The sequence below is a fragment of the Nitrospira sp. Nam80 genome, from assembly GCF_965152575.1.
This window is the reverse complement of record NZ_OZ224216.1, coordinates 3,163,456-3,179,530: the sequence shown is the minus strand read 5'-3', so window position 1 is coordinate 3,179,530 and position 16,075 is coordinate 3,163,456. Positions and strand designations below refer to the sequence as shown.

Here is a 16,075-nt window from a genome sequence, read left to right as displayed (position 1 = left end):
AGTAAGCCGGTTCACTCGCGACTCAGGCTTGCACGCGACCCGACCTGCCGGAAATGGTTCGGCAGGAGCATGATGCAGTTCGGGTTGAATCCTTGCGCCTTCAAAGTGTCGATACTCCCCAGGATCTTGTCCTGTGCCAGGTCGATCACCGTGATGGACCCGTCGCTCATGCCTTCTAAATTGAGCAGGCTGTTTTGAACGAACAGGTAGCGCTCATCGGGTGACAGGACGCTATGGTGGGCGCCTGCCGCGGCGGGAATGGTCTTGAGAAACTTCGGCTGTCGCGGGTCGGTATTGTCGTACAGGTTGACGAATCCCGGCTTGGCGGTAGTGACGAACAGCCGGTCCCCTTTCGCGTTATAGAGCATTTCCAACGGCATCCCTTGTTGCCGTGCGGCGTAGTCGTCCACCTGATGGAATGCAAACGACTTGGTCGTCGCATCCCAGGTTCCCGTCCACAAGGTGCCTTCGAACATATTGGTAATGTGCACCACCGGCGGATCAGCGTTCGGAGCGAACATGATCTCGACCGGAGCGGCTTTGGCCGGAGACGGCTTCGATGACACCTTGTGCGTCGAAAGCACGGTTCCCGTACTGGCTTCCAACACCGTAACCGTGTCGCCTGCCTCCGCCATATCATCCGGCTTGATGGTGCTGGTGATGAGGACCCGGTCGATGCCGTTGTGAATCGCAATGCCGTGCGGGTATTGGATCAAAGCGGCCCCACCTTCCGGCGTGCGGACCGTTTTAGTCGGCCGATCGTTCACCGCATCTCCCATGATCACCGTGCTGGATCCCATACAGGTCAGGAACCAGGTCCGGTTGTCTTCCGACACCACCAGATCTTCCAAGACCTGGCAGTCTGGCACGGAAATGGCGCGCAGCCTGTAGGGGAACCGGGTGAGATCCACGACATGCAACAGGCTTTGACCCAAGGCCGTCACGTAGGCTTTGGTCTTATCGCGATTGAAAAAGATATGGTGCGCGACCAGATCGGGCGGAAGCGGAATCTCCATCAAAATCTTGCCGAAGTCCGAAGAGTCGGGATCGATGTCCATGATTGCGATCCCTTCGCGCCGGACGGACTGGTCCGGCTTGCTCTCATAATTGAGAAGGGCAAGCAGTTCTGCCGACACAGGAGCGGAGCAAGAGAGCAGCAGGACGGTCAAGCAAAGCAATCGGAAGGTGGCCATGGGAGTCTCCTTTCGAAGTGGGGGAGACAGAAAGGTACTCCTCCCCGGGAAATCACGCAACCGCTGTCGAAGATGAGCTGTCCAGCCGCCTCGGGAAATACGTGCATTTGATGCGGTTGCAAGCGGGACTTCTGGAGATGAATGACAAAGGCCTGCCGGCTTACAGATGCGGCCGGAGAGGACGTGCCGCATGATGGATTGTAAGGATGTGGATCTGCTCGTGGATCAGCCGATATACGATGCGGTATGAGCCATGGATTATCTCCTGATGGCTGGGTCTCCAATTCCAGGCACCATACGTCCCGATCGTGAAAATTGGGAGAGGCGATCAACCGCTGCGATCAGTTACCGCGTGACGTAGTTCCACCATTTGTGGAGAGTCTTGTGCGATGAATTGACGAATGGATCGCGAGTCGCTAATGGCTCGGGGCGTCCAGAGGAGAGGGGTTATCCGAGAAGTTGGCGTGTCGCGTCATCGTGGGAAACCGTCTCGCCTGTATTGGATTGCCGAAGACCTTCCTCGATTTTGACCAAAAAACAGAGGCGTTCAATGGCGTCTTCGAAGGTCGCGTTTTCCGGTAATTGCTCAAGAGCCTGAAGGATCCTTTGTTTGGCGGTCTGCATCTGTAACCTCCGCTTGTAGTGTATTTTGTAAGGCATAGGCCGTCAACTTCGATCTGAGCCCGCTAAAACTTAAGTGGCCGGCAATCGGCCAGGGCGCAAGACTCACCGCGCATCCGTTCCATCCACCAAATACTGCCTGCCCTCGCATGAGCATCATTTCTCCGCGTATGCTTCCTCCGGTACTGTACTAGTCTCCAGCCGGAAACAATACAGGCCTCCTTCTCTCGTTTCTTGTTTGCAATAGGTCATAACTTCGAAATCCTAACTCAAAACTCCCGGCAGCCTTCGCCGAGTCTGGCCGTCTTGTTCTCCTACGTGAACCTGAGTATGCTTCTAGCGTGGATTATTCACGGCGGTTCGTCGCGAAATCGCGCAGTCGCCAAGCGAGACAGACGCGCGGAGCCGTGAGGAAGGGAGGCATACTTGAAGCAGTATGTCGACCGACCAAGCCGCGAGCCCGCCTGCCTGGACGCGCTCGGATCGCGACCAGGCTTATCGTAGCGGCGAATCCGCGATTACAGCAGAAGCGTTCGTGAATAATGCGCGCTAGACAGGGTGGCATATGATCAGTCGGACCGCGGCTGCGATCGTTGTAGGATTCATCATACTCAGTGGAACTGCCTGTGGCAGCCCGGGGTGGACCAATCCGTCTAAATCAGGCTACCAGCGGTGGCAGGACCTACGAGAATGTCAGCGGGAGGCCAGTATTTTGTCCACTGGACCGAATGTTCAGTCAGACTTTGAGCCCGCGCTTCAACAATGTATGGTGTCTCAAGGTTATACTCGCGCCGAAAACTCTGCGGACAAGATTCAGTGACATGACGTGTGCACTGGATTCCCTGCGCTGAACCGCCCGGAGCAGCGACCTTCCTGACAGTTAAATAGAAGCGCTGTTCGTCTATCCATGGAACACGCTATCGGTGGCTGACATCGTGGAAGACGTGTCTCGGCGCGCCTGGGTCGGGCAGGCGAAACCGGCGAAGGCTCGGGTGCTCTATGATGCGATGAATGGTGACGGCCGGGCTGCGATGGTGCAGCGCAATGCCGTTGCACTAGCCACCGGTGATTCGTATGGATTGGATGGTGAAGATCTTCAACATTCGACAGCGGAGCATCGATCCCAGCGAATAGGACGATCTATGACAGGGCGAATCCTCTTCGTGGTGTATACGCTCAGGAGGGCGGAAGATGAGAAAGAAACGATCCGGATCATCAGCGCGAGGCAGGCGAGCCGAAAGGAGCGTGAAGCATATTCCCGATTCACAGATTGATTTTTCTGATATTCCTGAAGCCAGCGATGAACAATTAAAGCGCATGCGCCGGGTCGGCAGGCCTACGACCGGAATGGCCAAGCAGCTCATTGCCATTCGTCTGTCTCCGCGCCTCCTGGCAAGTTTGCGGAAAATGGCGGCCAAGCAGGGAAAGCCCTATCAGACACTGATCCATGAGCTTCTGGAGAAAGCGGCGCGCCATGCGGCATGAGTGCTGCTTTGCCGAATGTCTAAGCCGAACCCAGCACGCACCGGTGGCCGAATCGCCACCGTGTGGGCCACTGTGCGGTCGTTTGGCGCCATGGCGCAAGCCTCACCGCGCATCCGTTCAATCCACCGAACCCCTTCGGGCCGCGCATGGACGTCTATCACCGCATTAGCAGCTTCCCGTAACTTTACTGGTCCGGCCACCAGCAAACGATACAGGTCCCTTCCTTTTTCTCTTTTAGGTATTACTCATAACTCAGACCCCTTAACTCAAAACTGCCAGTGTGGGCTTCCCCCCGGCCTCGCGGTCTTGTTCTCCTACGTGAATCTGGGTATGCTTTAGCCCGCTGAGTGCCGGAACGGCGCCGGCCCACGCTTTCTACTGATCGGCATTGGAAAGTTGAATGCCCACGCCTGACAAAACGTTTTTGAGCGAACGCGACCTCTGCACCAAGTTCATCACGCCGGCGGTGGCGCAAGCGGGAGACGGAGCAGAGGCCTGATTGGTGGCTGACGCTGAGGAAGGCGCGTCTCGGCAAGCCGGGGCTGGGCGGGTGAGAATAATGCGCGCTTCGGTTGCGCCATGATGCGGTGAATTGTGACGGCCGTTTGAGCTTGATGTGTGCGCGAGTCCAACTCTAAAGCTGCGATGAAGCATCACAATGCCGTTGCACTCGCCGCCCTGTCGGCCACTGTGTCGGCAATTGGCGCCATGGCGGGAGCCTCACCGCGCATCCGTTACATCCACCGAAAACCATTTAACAGCATCGATTAACAGTTGCCGATCCACTTCTACGTGACCCAACAAATATCATGAGTAAGACAAATTATAACTGGAAGAGGTTCTGGTGCTCGCGAAGCGGGCACCTACCCTTGTCATCAGAAGGGTACCTTCTCGATCCTGAAGTTGTCCGAAATCAGGACCTTCACGGCATTGCCACATTCGAAATGATTAAGGACTTCAGATGTTTGGTGTTACTTGGCGAACCAGGCATGGGGAAGACGCACGCCGTTTCCAGCATAGTATCTGGTGGCCTACATACACTTGAGGAAAAAACGAGTAAGACAGTGTCTCAAGATCTTCGCTCCTATGGAAGTGAAGACAGGCTGGTCAAAGATTTGTTTCATAGTCAGAGTTTTGCGGAATGGAGAAATAGCGGTGAGTCATTGCAATTGTTTCTGGATAGCCTCGACGAATGCCTCATGAGGATCGACACGCTTTCTGCACTCCTTCTAAACGAGCTAAGGAAGTGTCCGGTTGATCGTCTCTTCCTGCGAATTGCCTGTAGGACGGCAGAGTGGCCTAATTCGTTGGAGAGTGGACTCAATGAACTATGGGGAGACAAACAGGTCGCGGCATACGAAATTGCGCCATTGAGAAAAAAGGATGTGGAAGAAGCTGCGAGAGAAAATGGACTGGATGTTCAGCAGTTCGTACATGAAGTGGAAAAGACAGGGATAGTGCCGTTCGCGACTAAACCGGTCACCCTTGAATTTCTGGTCAAGCAGTCACGAAGGCAAGGCCGGCTGGCATTCACTCAAGCTGAGCTATATGAACAGGGTTGTCGGTTTCTTTGTGAGGAGCCTAGCGACAATCGCCGCGAAACAAAGTTGAAACCCGTCTACTCTGTCGACCAGCGAATGGCGGTAGCGGCACGAGTGGCAGCGGTAACAAGCTTTTCCAATCGCTATGCAGTTTGGACAGGCAGGGAACAAGAAAACGTGACAGATGACGATGTAGCGATTTTGGAGTTATGCGGGGGAAAAGAGACTGCTAGAGAAGAGGCGTTTAAGGTCAATGAAGAATCAATAACTGAGGCAATAGGAACAGGTCTGTTCTCCTCAAGAGGGCCATACCGTATGGGATGGGCGCACCAAACCTATGCAGAATTCCTTGCCGCTCGGTATCTCATGGACAAGCAACTGCCTTTCGACCAATTAAAGATGTTGCTGATTCATTCAGGTGACCCTCAAGGAAAAATCATTCCTCAATTACAGGAAGTCGCGGCATGGTTAGCAGAGATGTCGGCTGCCGTATTTGATCATATTATTCAAACTGAGCCGGATTTGCTACTCAGAAGTCCTGTTGCGACTGCGCATGTTGAGAATCGATCCAAACTCGTGAAAGCGTTACTCGTCTCTTGCGAAAAGGAAATCTTTCATCCGCGAGACGTTGCAACGGCATTTCGATACAAAAAACTCGCGCACCCCGCGTTGTCTGGCGAATTAAGACCATACCTTGTAGACAAGTCAAAGAATCCGCTTGCAAGGTATCTAGCCATTGAGATAGCAGAGGGATGTGAGCAGCGCGATCTGCAGAAGGAACTTTTAGCGATTGCTCTGGACCAAGAACAAATGACGGATATCAGAAAGAATGCTGCCTATGCCATTAAGAAAATTGGCGATGAGTCAACAAACAACGCTCTGCTGCCATTAGCTCTTGGTGAGGCAGGGGATGATCCGGATGATGAATTAAAAGGCTGTGGTTTGAGGGCTGTATGGCCAGGCGGAATCAGCGCCGAACGACTATTTACCTGTCTCACTGCTCCCAAGAGAGATAGCTTCATAGGAGCGTATCGTGCCTTTTTGTATTATGAACTCGCTGAGGGCCTGAAGCCAGCAGATTTACTGCCTGCATTGAAATGGGTGGCTAAGTTACAACGTCAAGAAGGCGAGTTGCGACGTGAGTTTGAGCGTGCCGTTGGACAGATCATGAGGGCAGCTTGGGAACAGATGGAAGTGCCTGGTGTGGCAGAGGCATTCGGTCTAGCAGCGTTTTCGAGGTTGAAACACTACGAGGAAGTATTCGCAGGTCGTTTTGGCAACCTCTCCGAAACCATAGTCATGAGTGATGATGTCAAGCGACAAAAAGTTGTCGATGCTCTGCTACCTCATCTTACAAGTCCTCAACTTGACGTGGCATGCCTTACAGCTACAGGTGATTCACTAGTCCAGGGACGAGATTTCTATTGGATGATGGAAAGACTTCGTTCCGAGAACGACCAACATATCCAACGAGTGATTGCGCGACTAATACACTTTATCTTTGATCGATCGAAGCAAAATCATTTTGATGCGGTATATTCCACTGCTCAGATTGTTCCAATTCTTGCAGAGGAGTTCGTCTGGCTGCTGAAACCTACCATTCTGCGCTCTCCAGAAGCTGAAGAGATGAAGAACCTCTATCGCCACCGTGAAGAGATACTGCGAAGGCGACCTGAACGAGCGGTATTGGAACCCGCTCCCGCAGAACAGGTTCGAAAAATGCTTGATGAGTTCGAATTAGGCCACTCCTCTGCATGGTGGCGTCTAAATCGAGAGCTCACATTGACGCCCACAAGTACTCATGACGGTGACGAACTAGAGCCTGATATCACTGCCTTGCCCGGATGGGCTGCCGCTGATATGGAGACGAGAAAGAGAATAGTGTCGGCGGCGAAGAAATATATAGAGATCGAGGATCCCCGTACCACGCATTGGCTCGGCACGAATACGTTCTATCGACCAGCATTTGCTGGATATCGAGCATTGATGCTTCTTGTGATAATGGATCTAGATTTTACCTCTACCATCGCGGCGGAGTCGTGGCGAAAGTGGGCGCCAGTTATTTTGGCTTACCCCAGCTCAGCGCTTGGAGAGAAGGAGCATATTCATCTCGGTTTGGTGAAAATGGCATATATCTCCTGCCCCGAGACGGTCATCCAAACATTGTTGCTCCTTATTGATGTACAGAACCGAGACCATGGTGATGTGTTTGTTATCCGGAAAATGGATGAGTGTTGGGATGGCAGATTGTGTTCAGCTCTTGCAGCCAAATTGACTGACCATAATCTTAAGCCTAGGTGCGTGGCTCAGTTACTGAAGGATCTCATTGGACGGGGTATTCCTGAGGCTAGATTATTCGCAGAGGGATTACTCACTCCTCCTATTGCATCAAGTGGAGAACTGAGGGAGAAATCGCTTGCGGCAATGCGGGTGCTTCTGACAGAAGCGAAAGATGCGGGTTGGCCAGTCATTTGGCCCATTCTTCAACAGGACCCAGTCTTCGGTAAGGAGGCAGTGTCATCAATTGATTCATATTCGAATAAGAACGGCACTTGGTCTACTCTTGAAGAAGTGAAGTTGGCGGATCTCTACATCTGGCTTGCTCGTCAGTTCCCTCATTCAACCGATCCAGAACGCGGTGGCGCACATTGGGTTGGACCAAATGAACGGGCAAGAAACCTACGAGACGCGGTCCTAAATACCTTGAAGCTTAAAGGTACGTTTAGAGCTTGTGAAGCCATCAGGCGGATCAGAAGTGAGCTTCCGGAACTCGATTGGCTAAAGTGGGTTCAAGCGGATGCCGAGTTGCAGGCAAGACGTGACAGCTGGAACCCACCTCAGCCAGAACATCTCCTGGCTATCTTTAGAAATTCTCAAAGTCGGATTATTCAAAGCGGTGATCATCTTTTGCAGGTAATCAAAGAGTCCTTGAATCGACTCGCGGCAAAATTACATGGCGAGACACCATCTGTTCAATTCCTTTGGATCCCCACGAAACCAGGAAACATCAGGCCTCGAGACGAGTCTGCTTTCTCAGATTTTGTGAAACTGCACCTTGACGAGGATCTTAAAAGTAAACAAATCATTGTGAATCGCGAGGTGCAGATTCATATAAAGGAGAAGACAGACATTCATATTGATACCTTCGTGCGATGCCGCGATAGTGAGCTTGTTAATCGCATATCCGTGATAATTGAAGTGAAAGGATCCTGGCATCGAGAGTTACAAAATGCTATGAGGACACAACTGACCGAACAGTACCTAAGAAACAATTATTGTCAGCACGGACTTTACTTGGTGGGTTGGTTTAATTGTGACGAATGGGATGAAAAAGACTATCGCAAACGAGACGCCCCAAAATTGACTCTCGACGAGGCCAAGGAGAAATTTGCGGCCCAGGCGGTCGCTTTGTCTCGTGATGGTATTCATATCGAAGCGTTCGTCCTGGACACGTCTTTTGACTGACGCTTTAGTTATATGATTTTCCACCTTATTGCGCCAAAGAGAGGAGGAAGAAAGCCATCATGCTTCCGGTTCTCCTCTTATGCTTCATCCTGCCGGTTGCATCCTCTGCCCAGTACGTCGGCGATCTCAGTTCGATTCCGTTCAGCAGCAATGCCATCGGCAATCCTTTTAATTCAGGCGGCTCGTGGAGCGTGATTCCTCCCCGGAACCAGGGCGGCGGGCGTGCCAGCCCGACCAGCCCTTATACCTGGTCCAATCCTTTAGCCATCGGTCCTCTGCAGGCCTTCGAAGGCGGCGGCCAATTTCGGAACATCAGTCCTTTGAATCAGAGCCAGACCGGTCCTCGACTTGGCCCATATGGCATCACGCTTCCTCCAGGCCATCCGCTGGGTATGGGGTAAATGCTGTCTGGGAGCTGTGGATGCCGTTTGGTGTCTGATCATCAGTGCAGGGATCTGTTTTGCCTTTGTATTCTATTATCGTTAATTTCCATGACAGGGAACTTGCCAGGAATAGTGTGCAATCAACTGCCCGGCATCGAGGACAGTCATGTCGCTGCTCCGACTGGCCCGCGACAGTAAAATAAAAAGGCGGCTTCTGGGGTCTTATGATTTGCTCAATAGTCAGGTGGATGATGGTCCGCTTGCATCCCAATGACAATCGAAATGGTCCGGACGTGGACGTGCCAAGAATGAAACAATGGTGTCGAGCAGCTCTATTGAATGCAATATTACTTCGTGTCAGCATCTGAGCGGAGGATTTCGGCCTCGAATTCGAAATAAGTTTTACAAGCATCTCGGTGCGCGCGGCTGATTAGCTTTTTCACAAGGAGGCCATCATGCGGCTCCTGGTTCTCCTCTTCTTTCTGATCCTGCCGGTTGCATGCTTTGCCCAGTATGTCGGCGATCTCAGTCCGAATCCGTTTAGCAACTCCATCGGCAATCCCTTCAATTCGGGCGGCCCGTGGAGCGTGATTCCTCCCCGGAACCAGGGCGGCGGGCGTGCCAGTCCGAGCAGTCCTTATACCTGGTCCAATCCCTTAGCTATCGGTCCTCCCCAGCCTTTTGAAGGCGGCGGCCAATTTCGGAGCGTCAGTCCTTTGAATCAAAGCCAGACGACTCCTTTGAATCAGAGCCAGGCAGGTCCTCGCCTCGGGCCATACGGCATCACGCTTCCTCCAGGCCATCCGCTGGGCATGCGGTAGGTATGAACTGCCCGATAGGGGAATAAAGATTGGACCCCTCGTGAAACGACGTGCCAGGTGGGCTTGGGCAATCACGCAGATCTGATTCTCGTGCAGCGGCGGCTCCGGATGGGGGGCCGCCGTTGTGCTGGGCGCCGGGGCCAAAGGCGACGATCCGCTGGAAGGGGCCCGCGTGGCCGGCCAGGCGGCCAAGTCGGACATCGTGTCGGAGACGCAGACCATTCGGATCGGACATCTGCCCGCCGCCCACACGCGGATTCACGCGGACGGCAAGATTATGATGGATCTGACATGGATCGCGCACCGCGGGTTTGTCTACCAGATCGCCGGTCTTGCATCGACAAAGCGCTTCGAGGCGCTCGAATCGACCTTCGCCGCTGTCGCACAGAGTTTCTCGCAAGCGGAACGGAGCGGAATCAATGAAGAGCGCATTCGTCTGGTGAAGGCGCGCGCCGGAGAAACCGTCGCGGCATTGGCCGTTCGGTCGAACTCGATCTGGACGAAGGATGAGGTATTGGTTGCGAACGGCTTGGCATCCGACGCAACGTTGAACGAGGGCCAAGTATTTAAGATTGCTGTTCTCGAACCGTATATTTCAAGCCCTCGTCCCTGACCTCGCTTTTGAAAGACCTCCCGATACAGGCTGTTCCAGAACTCATGCCAGGCGTCGGCGGCTTGTCTTGCGCCTGCTGCAACCTGCGCAAGCCGCATACAGGAGTCCCTCCAGCGCTTTGACGAAATGCTTGCAGACGTAATGGTTCTGGCGGAAGAAGGTCTGCAATTGTTGCCGGGGATGGGATGTCAGTTCCGCCATTAACTGATTCAACGATGGAGAGGCGGTCGCCGCCGTTGTCATGACTCGTGCCTCTTGTTACGGTGATAGAGCTTACCGTCGGCTGACTTGACCATGGTCCGGCTGTCGTAGGCAAGTCGTCAGTAAGCGATGAGCCTCTCCCACGCAGCGGAAAGATCCAGTTGAGCGGCCAGTGAGGAAATAGTCTGCAATTCCGATCGGGTCGGTTGTCGCAGAGCAAGAACCTCTTGGGCATCGATGAAGTCCTGTGGACCACCGGCATACAGTTTGAGCAAAATCAGCGATTGCCAGGAAACGACAGGAACCATACAACCGAGGATCTCCAGAGATTCAATCTGATTTCCGAAGATTACCGATGTCCATGGAGAGGGAAGCAGCACCAGTTGAACCGGGACTGAGCGATCGTCGCCCACAATACTGGTTCTGAAGACGCCTCGCAGTGGGTCATCGGTATCACCTGCTTGGAAATCGGCCTGGAGATGGCGTGAAAGAGACAGAGGGTCGGCAGAGCCGAGCGCCAGAGCAAAATCAAGATCGCGAGTCGCCCGTGGAGCGCCCCAGGCGGAAACGGCAAACCCGCCGATCAATGCATACCGTTCCAACAGATGACGGGCTCGTGCGTCATCAAGCCGGCGAATGATTTCTGCTAGCGCTTGAGCGAACACGCGCGCTGAAACTCATAGCAGATATCTGAGAGTTCGAGGGCGAGCAATACTCGCTCTGCGGGAGTCATGTTCCGGGCTCCAGTCAATTTGTCTTGGCGCAAACGTTCGCTTAGTGCGCTCGTACGTCGCTGACCGAAACGAGGTGAGAAATCAGCAACCGGCCGTACCATACGGGCATTGTACACGAGTCATTGGAGCCATACCAGAAGCCTGGACGCCGGATGCGGCCGGTTGGGATCTCAAAATGAGGCCCCGACATCAAAATCATGCCGGAGATTCCATTGCGTTCGTATTCCCGGCTGGCTAGACTGCATTCGAGAGCTGATTGCTGCGACGCCTACACCGCGCCCGGCATAAGCCTTACAGAATGAGAAGTCGAAAGGAGTCACGCAATGGCCGAGCATAAGATCACGCTGGAATGGCAACGGGCATCGGACACCTTCACCTACGACACGTACAACCGAGATCATGTGTGGATCTTCGAGGGAGGATCAAAGATCACGGCGTCCGCGGCGGCTGCGTACCGCGGAGACCCCGCTCTCGCGAATCCGGAAGAAGCGTTTGTCGCCGCGTTGTCGAGCTGCCATATGCTGACGTTCCTCGCGGTGGCGGCGAAGCGGAAGTTCGTGGTGGATCGCTACACCGACCGGGCGGTCGGGGTCTTGGAAAAGAACGCGGAGGGGAAGCTCGCCGTCACCCGCGTGCGATTGCATCCGTCGATCACATTCAGCGGGCCCGCGACTCCCACGTCCGAGCAATTGACCGCGCTCCACGAGGACGCCCACAAGGGGTGCTTCATCGCGAACTCGGTGACCACGGACGTGACGGTCGAAGCGGCATGACGGACCAGACAAGCGAGGGCTCAGCCTATCGCGGGCCGGCCTTCTTTTCGTACGGCTTTCGGCCGTTCTTTTTCGGGGCGGCGCTGTTTGCCGGCGTGGCGGTGCCGGCCTGGATCCTCCTGCTCATTCAAGCCGGCGACTCGGCCTTGTTCCATACAGGCCGGCAATGGCATGTGCATGAAATGATCTTCGGGTTCCTGCCCGCGGTCGTCACCGGCTTTCTACTTACCGCGATTCCGAATTGGACCGATCGTCCACCGATCAGGGGTAGGGAACTCATTTTGTTGAGCGGCCTCTGGTTGGCCGGGCGTCTCGCCATCGTTGTTCCCTGGCCGTTGCCGGTTCTATCCGCTGTTGTGGACGCGGCGTTTCTCGTTGCGCTCGCGGGGCTGGTTTGGCGGGAAATTGCGACCGCGAAAAGTTGGGGTCATGCGCCGATCGGAGGCATCATCAGTTTGTATGCCGCAGCCAACATTGTCTTCCATGTGCTGGCGCGGACCGGCGGGGAGACGGCCCCGGCTGAGCGAGCGGCACTGTCGTTGGTCATGATGCTCCTCGCGGTAATCGGTGGCCGCATCACGCCGAACTTTACACGTGAATTTTTGATGGGGCAGCGCCTCATGAAGCAACCGGCACGCTTCTCGCGATTCGACGGCCTGTCGATCGCTCTTGTCGGTATCGCCGCTCTGGGCTGGATTATCGCGCCTGAGGGAACGGGAACAGGATGGCTCTTGCTCGCAGCCGGTATCATAAATTTGGCCCGACTCTCACGCTGGTACGGGTGGCTGACCTGGCGTGAGCCGTTGGTGCTGATGCTCCATGTCGGGTACGGATGGCTCGCGATCTCATTGATCGTGCTGGGAGCCGCAACGCTTGGAGTCGGTTTACAGCCGGCGGATGCGATTCATGCGCTGACCACAGGCGCGGTAGGCGCGATGACCCTGGCGGTGATGACAAGGGCCAGTCTTGGCCATACCGGACGCGAGCGGCATGCCGGTCCGGCGACCGTGGCGCTGTACACGCTGGTCAACATCGGCGCGCTCCTGCGCGTATTCGGTCCGGCGACCGATCTCCCGATTCATCTCATGCTCGGCGTGGCCGCCGTCTGCTGGAGCGGCGCCTATCTGCTGTTTGCCGCGATCTATGGGCCGTTTCTGTTTCGACCGAGTCTCGATGAGTGAGGGTAGGGGCGCCGTTCATTGCACGGAATCACGGGCGCTCCACATTGACAGTAGGTGTCTGAATACGTACGCTGTCTTCGTTGCACGCTTAATTGAGCGATCGGATTGATGGATAGAAAATGAAAGACTTGTTCATGCACCCAACGTTCCGCTCGGGCAGATCTGAGGACGCTCAGGCCTGTGGGACGATCTTTCATGAGGCCTTCAAATGTATAGCCGAGCAACATAACTTTCCTGTCGACTTCCCCGAACTTGAAGCAGCGATCGGCCTCCTGACGATGATTCTTTCTCGGGATGATGTGTACTCCGTCATCGCGGAGACGGACGAGACTATTATCGGAAGTAATTTCCTGTGGGAAAGCGATGCAATTGCCGGGGTAGGGCCGATTACGCTCAAGCCGTCGGTGCAGAACGGCTCGATCGGCCGCCAATTGATGGAGCGCGTCCTGGATCGTGCCCGCGCCAAGCGGTTTGTCGGGGTGCGTTTGGTTCAGAGCGCGTATCACAACCGCTCGCTTTCTCTTTATACCAAGCTGGGATTCGATGCGCGCGAACCGCTCTCGGTGATGCAGGGGCCCGCGGTGCAACTCAAACTTCCCGGCTATGACGTCCGACCGGCGAAAGAAAGCGACCTTGATGCCTGCAATCGCTTGTGTTTCCAAGTGCACGGGGCGGACCGAGGGCGCGAATTGCTCGGCGCGATTACGCAAGGGAGCGCCATGCTGGTCGAACATCGCGGCGCCGTCACGGGCTATGCGACCTTGATTGGATTTTTCGGACACGCCGTCGGCCGGACGAATGAAGAACTGAAAGCCCTGATTGGAGCGGCGCCGGCATTCCAGGGACCGGGCTTTCTGCTTCCCACGCGCAACGGTGAATTGTTCCGCTGGTGTCTGAAGCACGGATTGCGCGTCGTCTATCCGACGACGTTGATGAGCCTTGGTCTGTACCAGGAGCCGTCCGGCTCGTTCCTTCCTTCGATTCTGTACTGACTCAACCCGGACCTGGCGCGATGAACCCAACCACCGCACCGCGTAATCTTGTGGTCTGTTGCGACGGCACCGGCAATATCTGGGGAAATGATCGCGACACGAATGTCGTCAAATTGACGCGGCTTCTCATCAACGATCACCGGCAAATCCTGTTTTACGATCCGGGGGTCGGGACCAACGACACCTATCCATCAATCGGATACTGGAGCCGGTTTACGACCCGCGCGAAAGAACTCATGGCCCTGGCCGACGGCGGCGGCATCTATGAAAACATCGGACAGGCCTATGAATTTTTAGTCGAGCATTACCAACCCGGTGATCGCCTGTTCTTTTTTGGGTTTTCCCGCGGCGCCTTTGCGGCCCGCTGTGTCGCGGGGATGGTGAATCTGTTCGGCATCGTGCGCCGCGGCACGGAAGCGATGATTCCCACGCTGACCCGGATTTATTTTGAGCCGACCCATGTGCAAGGGCGCACCGGGAAGACGCGCAATCAGTATGGGGATGATATCAGGGAGGTCTTCGCGCTCGATGGCCGCGATGCGCGGATCTATTTTCTGGGCGTATGGGATACCGTGTCCACGGTAGGAGGCTTGTCAAAGCAAAGCATTACCAGTTCTGCCACCGTGACGGGAAAGCGGTATGACCATGTCCGTCACGCCGTGTCGCTCCAGGAATACCGGCATACCTATATCCCGCGGCTGTTCGAAGACGAGGACGTCTATTTTGACCAGGGGGACAGATCCCTCAAGCAAGTGTGGTTTGCCGGCGTGCACAGTGATGTCGGGGGCTCCTATGCACAGCACGGGTTATCGGACTGTAGCCTCCAATGGATGGTGGAAGAGGCGATGGCCAAGGGATTACGGTGCGATCCCGTCCGAGTACAAGCGATCCATCCCGACCCGTTGGGGCTGGCGCACGATGAAGTCTTTTCGCACCCTACGTGGGCATTGAGCGGGCTGCAAACGCGCTTCGTTCCTGACGGAGCGATCCGGCATGAGTCGGTGATGGTCCGGCAACAGGCGAAGGAGCGGGACCGGCAACCGGCGAGGGTCTGGCGGCCGTTGCGCGAGAATTTCCGTGCGCTCGGTTGCATCATTGGCGCAATCGGCCTATGTGTGGTGATCTTCAAGCTGGATCAGTGGGCTTGTCTGGGACAGGACTGCGGAGAGTTTAATTGGAGTATTCTATCGGCCCTGTTCAAGGGAAGGCCCATTGCAGAAGTGTGGGACTCCGTCGATAGGCTGACGCTATGGCTCCGGTACATCGTCGATTATGTCTTCATCGGGGTCTATGCATCGGCCTTGTGCTGGTTGGCGATTTACGCAAGGCGCGGGCTGGCGGATCGAAGTCGCAGTGTAAAGGTGCATACCGTTGCCTATTGGGCGGGCCTGGTTTCGCTGTGGATGCTGATAACGAGCGATATGCTGGAGAATGCCCTGACCCTGTTTCTTTTGAGAAAGCCTTCCGGAACACAGGCCTCCTATGCGACGACGACATGGATCCTGGCCGGTTTCACAATGATAAAGCTCATGGCTCTTATCACGATCGCCGGATTGCTCTCTTGGCTGGCCCTCTACCTGCTGACCCACAAGAAACAGGATCTTCGTCATGCGCTCCCTTGAACTAAAGATTCCTCCGCCCGCGGTGGGCTTCATCGTCGGCGGCCTTATGTGGCTAGCCAAGCGGGCGGCTCCGGCGTTGACCGTCGAGTTTACGGGACGCCAGGCTGTGGCGATCCTCTTTGTGATTGCCGGGGCGATGATCATCGGACTCGGCGTCGTCGCATTCAGCCGCGCCAAGACCACGGTGAATCCCTTGAAGCCGGACAGTGCCTCATCGTTGGTGGTGACCGGCATCTATGGAGTGACCCGCAATCCCATGTATCTGGGGCTTTTCGTGATCTTGATCGGATGGGCGATCTTCTTATCGAATGCGCTCGGCTTTGTGTGCCTGGCGCTGTTCATTCTCTACATGAACCGGTTTCAGATTGAACCGGAAGAACGGGCGCTCGCCTCTCTGTTTGGAAAAGAGTTCGCAGCCTATCGTTCGCGCGTGCGGAGATGGCTGTAATC

At 55.1% G+C, this 16,075-nt stretch carries 16 protein-coding genes; 11 read left to right on the top strand and 5 right to left on the bottom strand.

Annotated features, from left to right (window positions below):
* Nucleotides 1–11: 11 nt before the first annotated feature.
* From ACWGXE_RS14850 to ACWGXE_RS14840, 3 genes are all read right to left on the bottom strand, one after another.
* Complete coding sequence (locus ACWGXE_RS14850) at nucleotides 12–1,193, bottom strand: YncE family protein (protein ID WP_447598647.1); 1,182 nt, start codon at nucleotides 1,191–1,193, stop codon at nucleotides 12–14.
* A gap of 447 nt (nucleotides 1,194–1,640) precedes the next feature.
* On the bottom strand, nucleotides 1,641–1,817 hold the full coding sequence (locus tag ACWGXE_RS14845) for a hypothetical protein (protein ID WP_447598646.1): 177 nt from the start codon (nucleotides 1,815–1,817) through the stop codon (nucleotides 1,641–1,643).
* Nucleotides 1,818–1,879: 62 nt separating this feature from the next.
* On the bottom strand, nucleotides 1,880–2,026 hold the full coding sequence (locus ACWGXE_RS14840; protein ID WP_447603750.1) for a type III-B CRISPR module-associated Cmr3 family protein: 147 nt from the start codon (nucleotides 2,024–2,026) through the stop codon (nucleotides 1,880–1,882).
* Nucleotides 2,027–2,821: 795 nt separating this feature from the next.
* On the opposite strand from ACWGXE_RS14840, the gene ACWGXE_RS14835 reads away from it, so the two are divergent.
* From ACWGXE_RS14835 to ACWGXE_RS14810, 6 genes are all read left to right on the top strand, one after another.
* Nucleotides 2,822–3,088: a BrnT family toxin gene (locus ACWGXE_RS14835; RefSeq protein ID WP_447603749.1), complete on the top strand. Its 267-nt coding sequence runs from the start codon at nucleotides 2,822–2,824 to the stop codon at nucleotides 3,086–3,088.
* The gene (locus tag ACWGXE_RS14830; RefSeq protein WP_447598644.1) at nucleotides 3,006–3,299 is read left to right on the top strand and encodes a BrnA antitoxin family protein; all 294 of its coding nucleotides are present in this window, start codon (nucleotides 3,006–3,008) and stop codon (nucleotides 3,297–3,299) included. Before ACWGXE_RS14835 ends, ACWGXE_RS14830 begins: the two co-directional genes overlap by 83 nt.
* Nucleotides 3,300–4,363: 1,064 nt before the next feature.
* On the top strand, nucleotides 4,364–8,305 hold the full coding sequence (locus ACWGXE_RS14825) for an NACHT domain-containing protein (RefSeq protein ID WP_447598643.1): 3,942 nt from the start codon (nucleotides 4,364–4,366) through the stop codon (nucleotides 8,303–8,305).
* Nucleotides 8,306–8,364: 59 nt separating this feature from the next.
* Entirely contained in the window at nucleotides 8,365–8,706 is a 342-nt protein-coding gene (locus ACWGXE_RS14820; RefSeq protein WP_447598642.1) for a hypothetical protein, read from the top strand.
* 437 nt (nucleotides 8,707–9,143) lie between these two features.
* Nucleotides 9,144–9,509: a hypothetical protein gene (locus ACWGXE_RS14815; protein WP_447598641.1), complete on the top strand. Its 366-nt coding sequence runs from the start codon at nucleotides 9,144–9,146 to the stop codon at nucleotides 9,507–9,509.
* A gap of 124 nt (nucleotides 9,510–9,633) precedes the next feature.
* Nucleotides 9,634–10,122 carry a hypothetical protein gene (locus tag ACWGXE_RS14810; protein WP_447598640.1) on the top strand — a complete coding sequence of 163 codons (489 nt, stop codon included), beginning with the start codon at nucleotides 9,634–9,636 and terminating at the stop codon, nucleotides 10,120–10,122.
* Nucleotides 10,123–10,164: 42 nt separating this feature from the next.
* Here ACWGXE_RS14810 and ACWGXE_RS14805 read toward each other — a convergent pair whose 3' ends face one another.
* Both ACWGXE_RS14805 and ACWGXE_RS14800 read right to left on the bottom strand, forming a co-directional pair.
* Nucleotides 10,165–10,365: a hypothetical protein gene (locus ACWGXE_RS14805; protein ID WP_447598639.1), complete on the bottom strand. Its 201-nt coding sequence runs from the start codon at nucleotides 10,363–10,365 to the stop codon at nucleotides 10,165–10,167.
* 77 nt (nucleotides 10,366–10,442) lie between these two features.
* Nucleotides 10,443–10,988 carry a hypothetical protein gene (locus ACWGXE_RS14800; RefSeq protein ID WP_447598638.1) on the bottom strand — a complete coding sequence of 182 codons (546 nt, stop codon included), beginning with the start codon at nucleotides 10,986–10,988 and terminating at the stop codon, nucleotides 10,443–10,445.
* A 392-nt stretch (nucleotides 10,989–11,380) separates the two neighbouring features.
* Between ACWGXE_RS14800 and ACWGXE_RS14795 the strand changes: the two genes are divergently transcribed.
* The 5 genes from ACWGXE_RS14795 (at nucleotide 11,381) to ACWGXE_RS14775 (ending at nucleotide 16,073) form a co-directional block, all read left to right on the top strand.
* Nucleotides 11,381–11,830, top strand: coding sequence for an OsmC family protein (locus tag ACWGXE_RS14795; protein WP_447598637.1), 450 nt, complete (start codon nucleotides 11,381–11,383; stop codon nucleotides 11,828–11,830).
* Nucleotides 11,827–13,011, top strand: coding sequence for an NnrS family protein (locus ACWGXE_RS14790; RefSeq protein WP_447598636.1), 1,185 nt, complete (start codon nucleotides 11,827–11,829; stop codon nucleotides 13,009–13,011). The genes ACWGXE_RS14795 and ACWGXE_RS14790 overlap by 4 nt, the downstream gene beginning before the upstream one ends.
* Before the next feature lie 119 nt (nucleotides 13,012–13,130).
* The gene (locus tag ACWGXE_RS14785) at nucleotides 13,131–14,003 is read left to right on the top strand and encodes a GNAT family N-acetyltransferase (protein ID WP_447598635.1); all 873 of its coding nucleotides are present in this window, start codon (nucleotides 13,131–13,133) and stop codon (nucleotides 14,001–14,003) included.
* Between the two features lie 20 nt (nucleotides 14,004–14,023).
* On the top strand, nucleotides 14,024–15,625 hold the full coding sequence (locus ACWGXE_RS14780; protein ID WP_447598634.1) for a DUF2235 domain-containing protein: 1,602 nt from the start codon (nucleotides 14,024–14,026) through the stop codon (nucleotides 15,623–15,625).
* Entirely contained in the window at nucleotides 15,612–16,073 is a 462-nt protein-coding gene (locus ACWGXE_RS14775; protein WP_447598632.1) for a methyltransferase family protein, read from the top strand. The genes ACWGXE_RS14780 and ACWGXE_RS14775 overlap by 14 nt, the downstream gene beginning before the upstream one ends.
* Nucleotides 16,074–16,075: the final 2 nt, after the last annotated feature.

Coding starts and splice junctions, on each gene's coding strand:
- ACWGXE_RS14850 (WP_447598647.1), bottom strand. CDS start 1,193: ATGGCCACCTTCCGATTGCTTTGCTTGACCGTCCTGCTGCTCTCTTGC.
- ACWGXE_RS14820 (WP_447598642.1), top strand. CDS start 8,365: ATGCTTCCGGTTCTCCTCTTATGCTTCATCCTGCCGGTTGCATCCTCT.
- ACWGXE_RS14795 (WP_447598637.1), top strand. CDS start 11,381: ATGGCCGAGCATAAGATCACGCTGGAATGGCAACGGGCATCGGACACC.
- ACWGXE_RS14845 (WP_447598646.1), bottom strand. CDS start 1,817: ATGCAGACCGCCAAACAAAGGATCCTTCAGGCTCTTGAGCAATTACCG.
- ACWGXE_RS14815 (WP_447598641.1), top strand. CDS start 9,144: ATGCGGCTCCTGGTTCTCCTCTTCTTTCTGATCCTGCCGGTTGCATGC.
- ACWGXE_RS14780 (WP_447598634.1), top strand. CDS start 14,024: ATGAACCCAACCACCGCACCGCGTAATCTTGTGGTCTGTTGCGACGGC.
- ACWGXE_RS14785 (WP_447598635.1), top strand. CDS start 13,131: ATGAAAGACTTGTTCATGCACCCAACGTTCCGCTCGGGCAGATCTGAG.
- ACWGXE_RS14830 (WP_447598644.1), top strand. CDS start 3,006: ATGAGAAAGAAACGATCCGGATCATCAGCGCGAGGCAGGCGAGCCGAA.
- ACWGXE_RS14835 (WP_447603749.1), top strand. CDS start 2,822: ATGAATGGTGACGGCCGGGCTGCGATGGTGCAGCGCAATGCCGTTGCA.
- ACWGXE_RS14790 (WP_447598636.1), top strand. CDS start 11,827: ATGACGGACCAGACAAGCGAGGGCTCAGCCTATCGCGGGCCGGCCTTC.
- ACWGXE_RS14775 (WP_447598632.1), top strand. CDS start 15,612: ATGCGCTCCCTTGAACTAAAGATTCCTCCGCCCGCGGTGGGCTTCATC.
- ACWGXE_RS14805 (WP_447598639.1), bottom strand. CDS start 10,365: ATGACAACGGCGGCGACCGCCTCTCCATCGTTGAATCAGTTAATGGCG.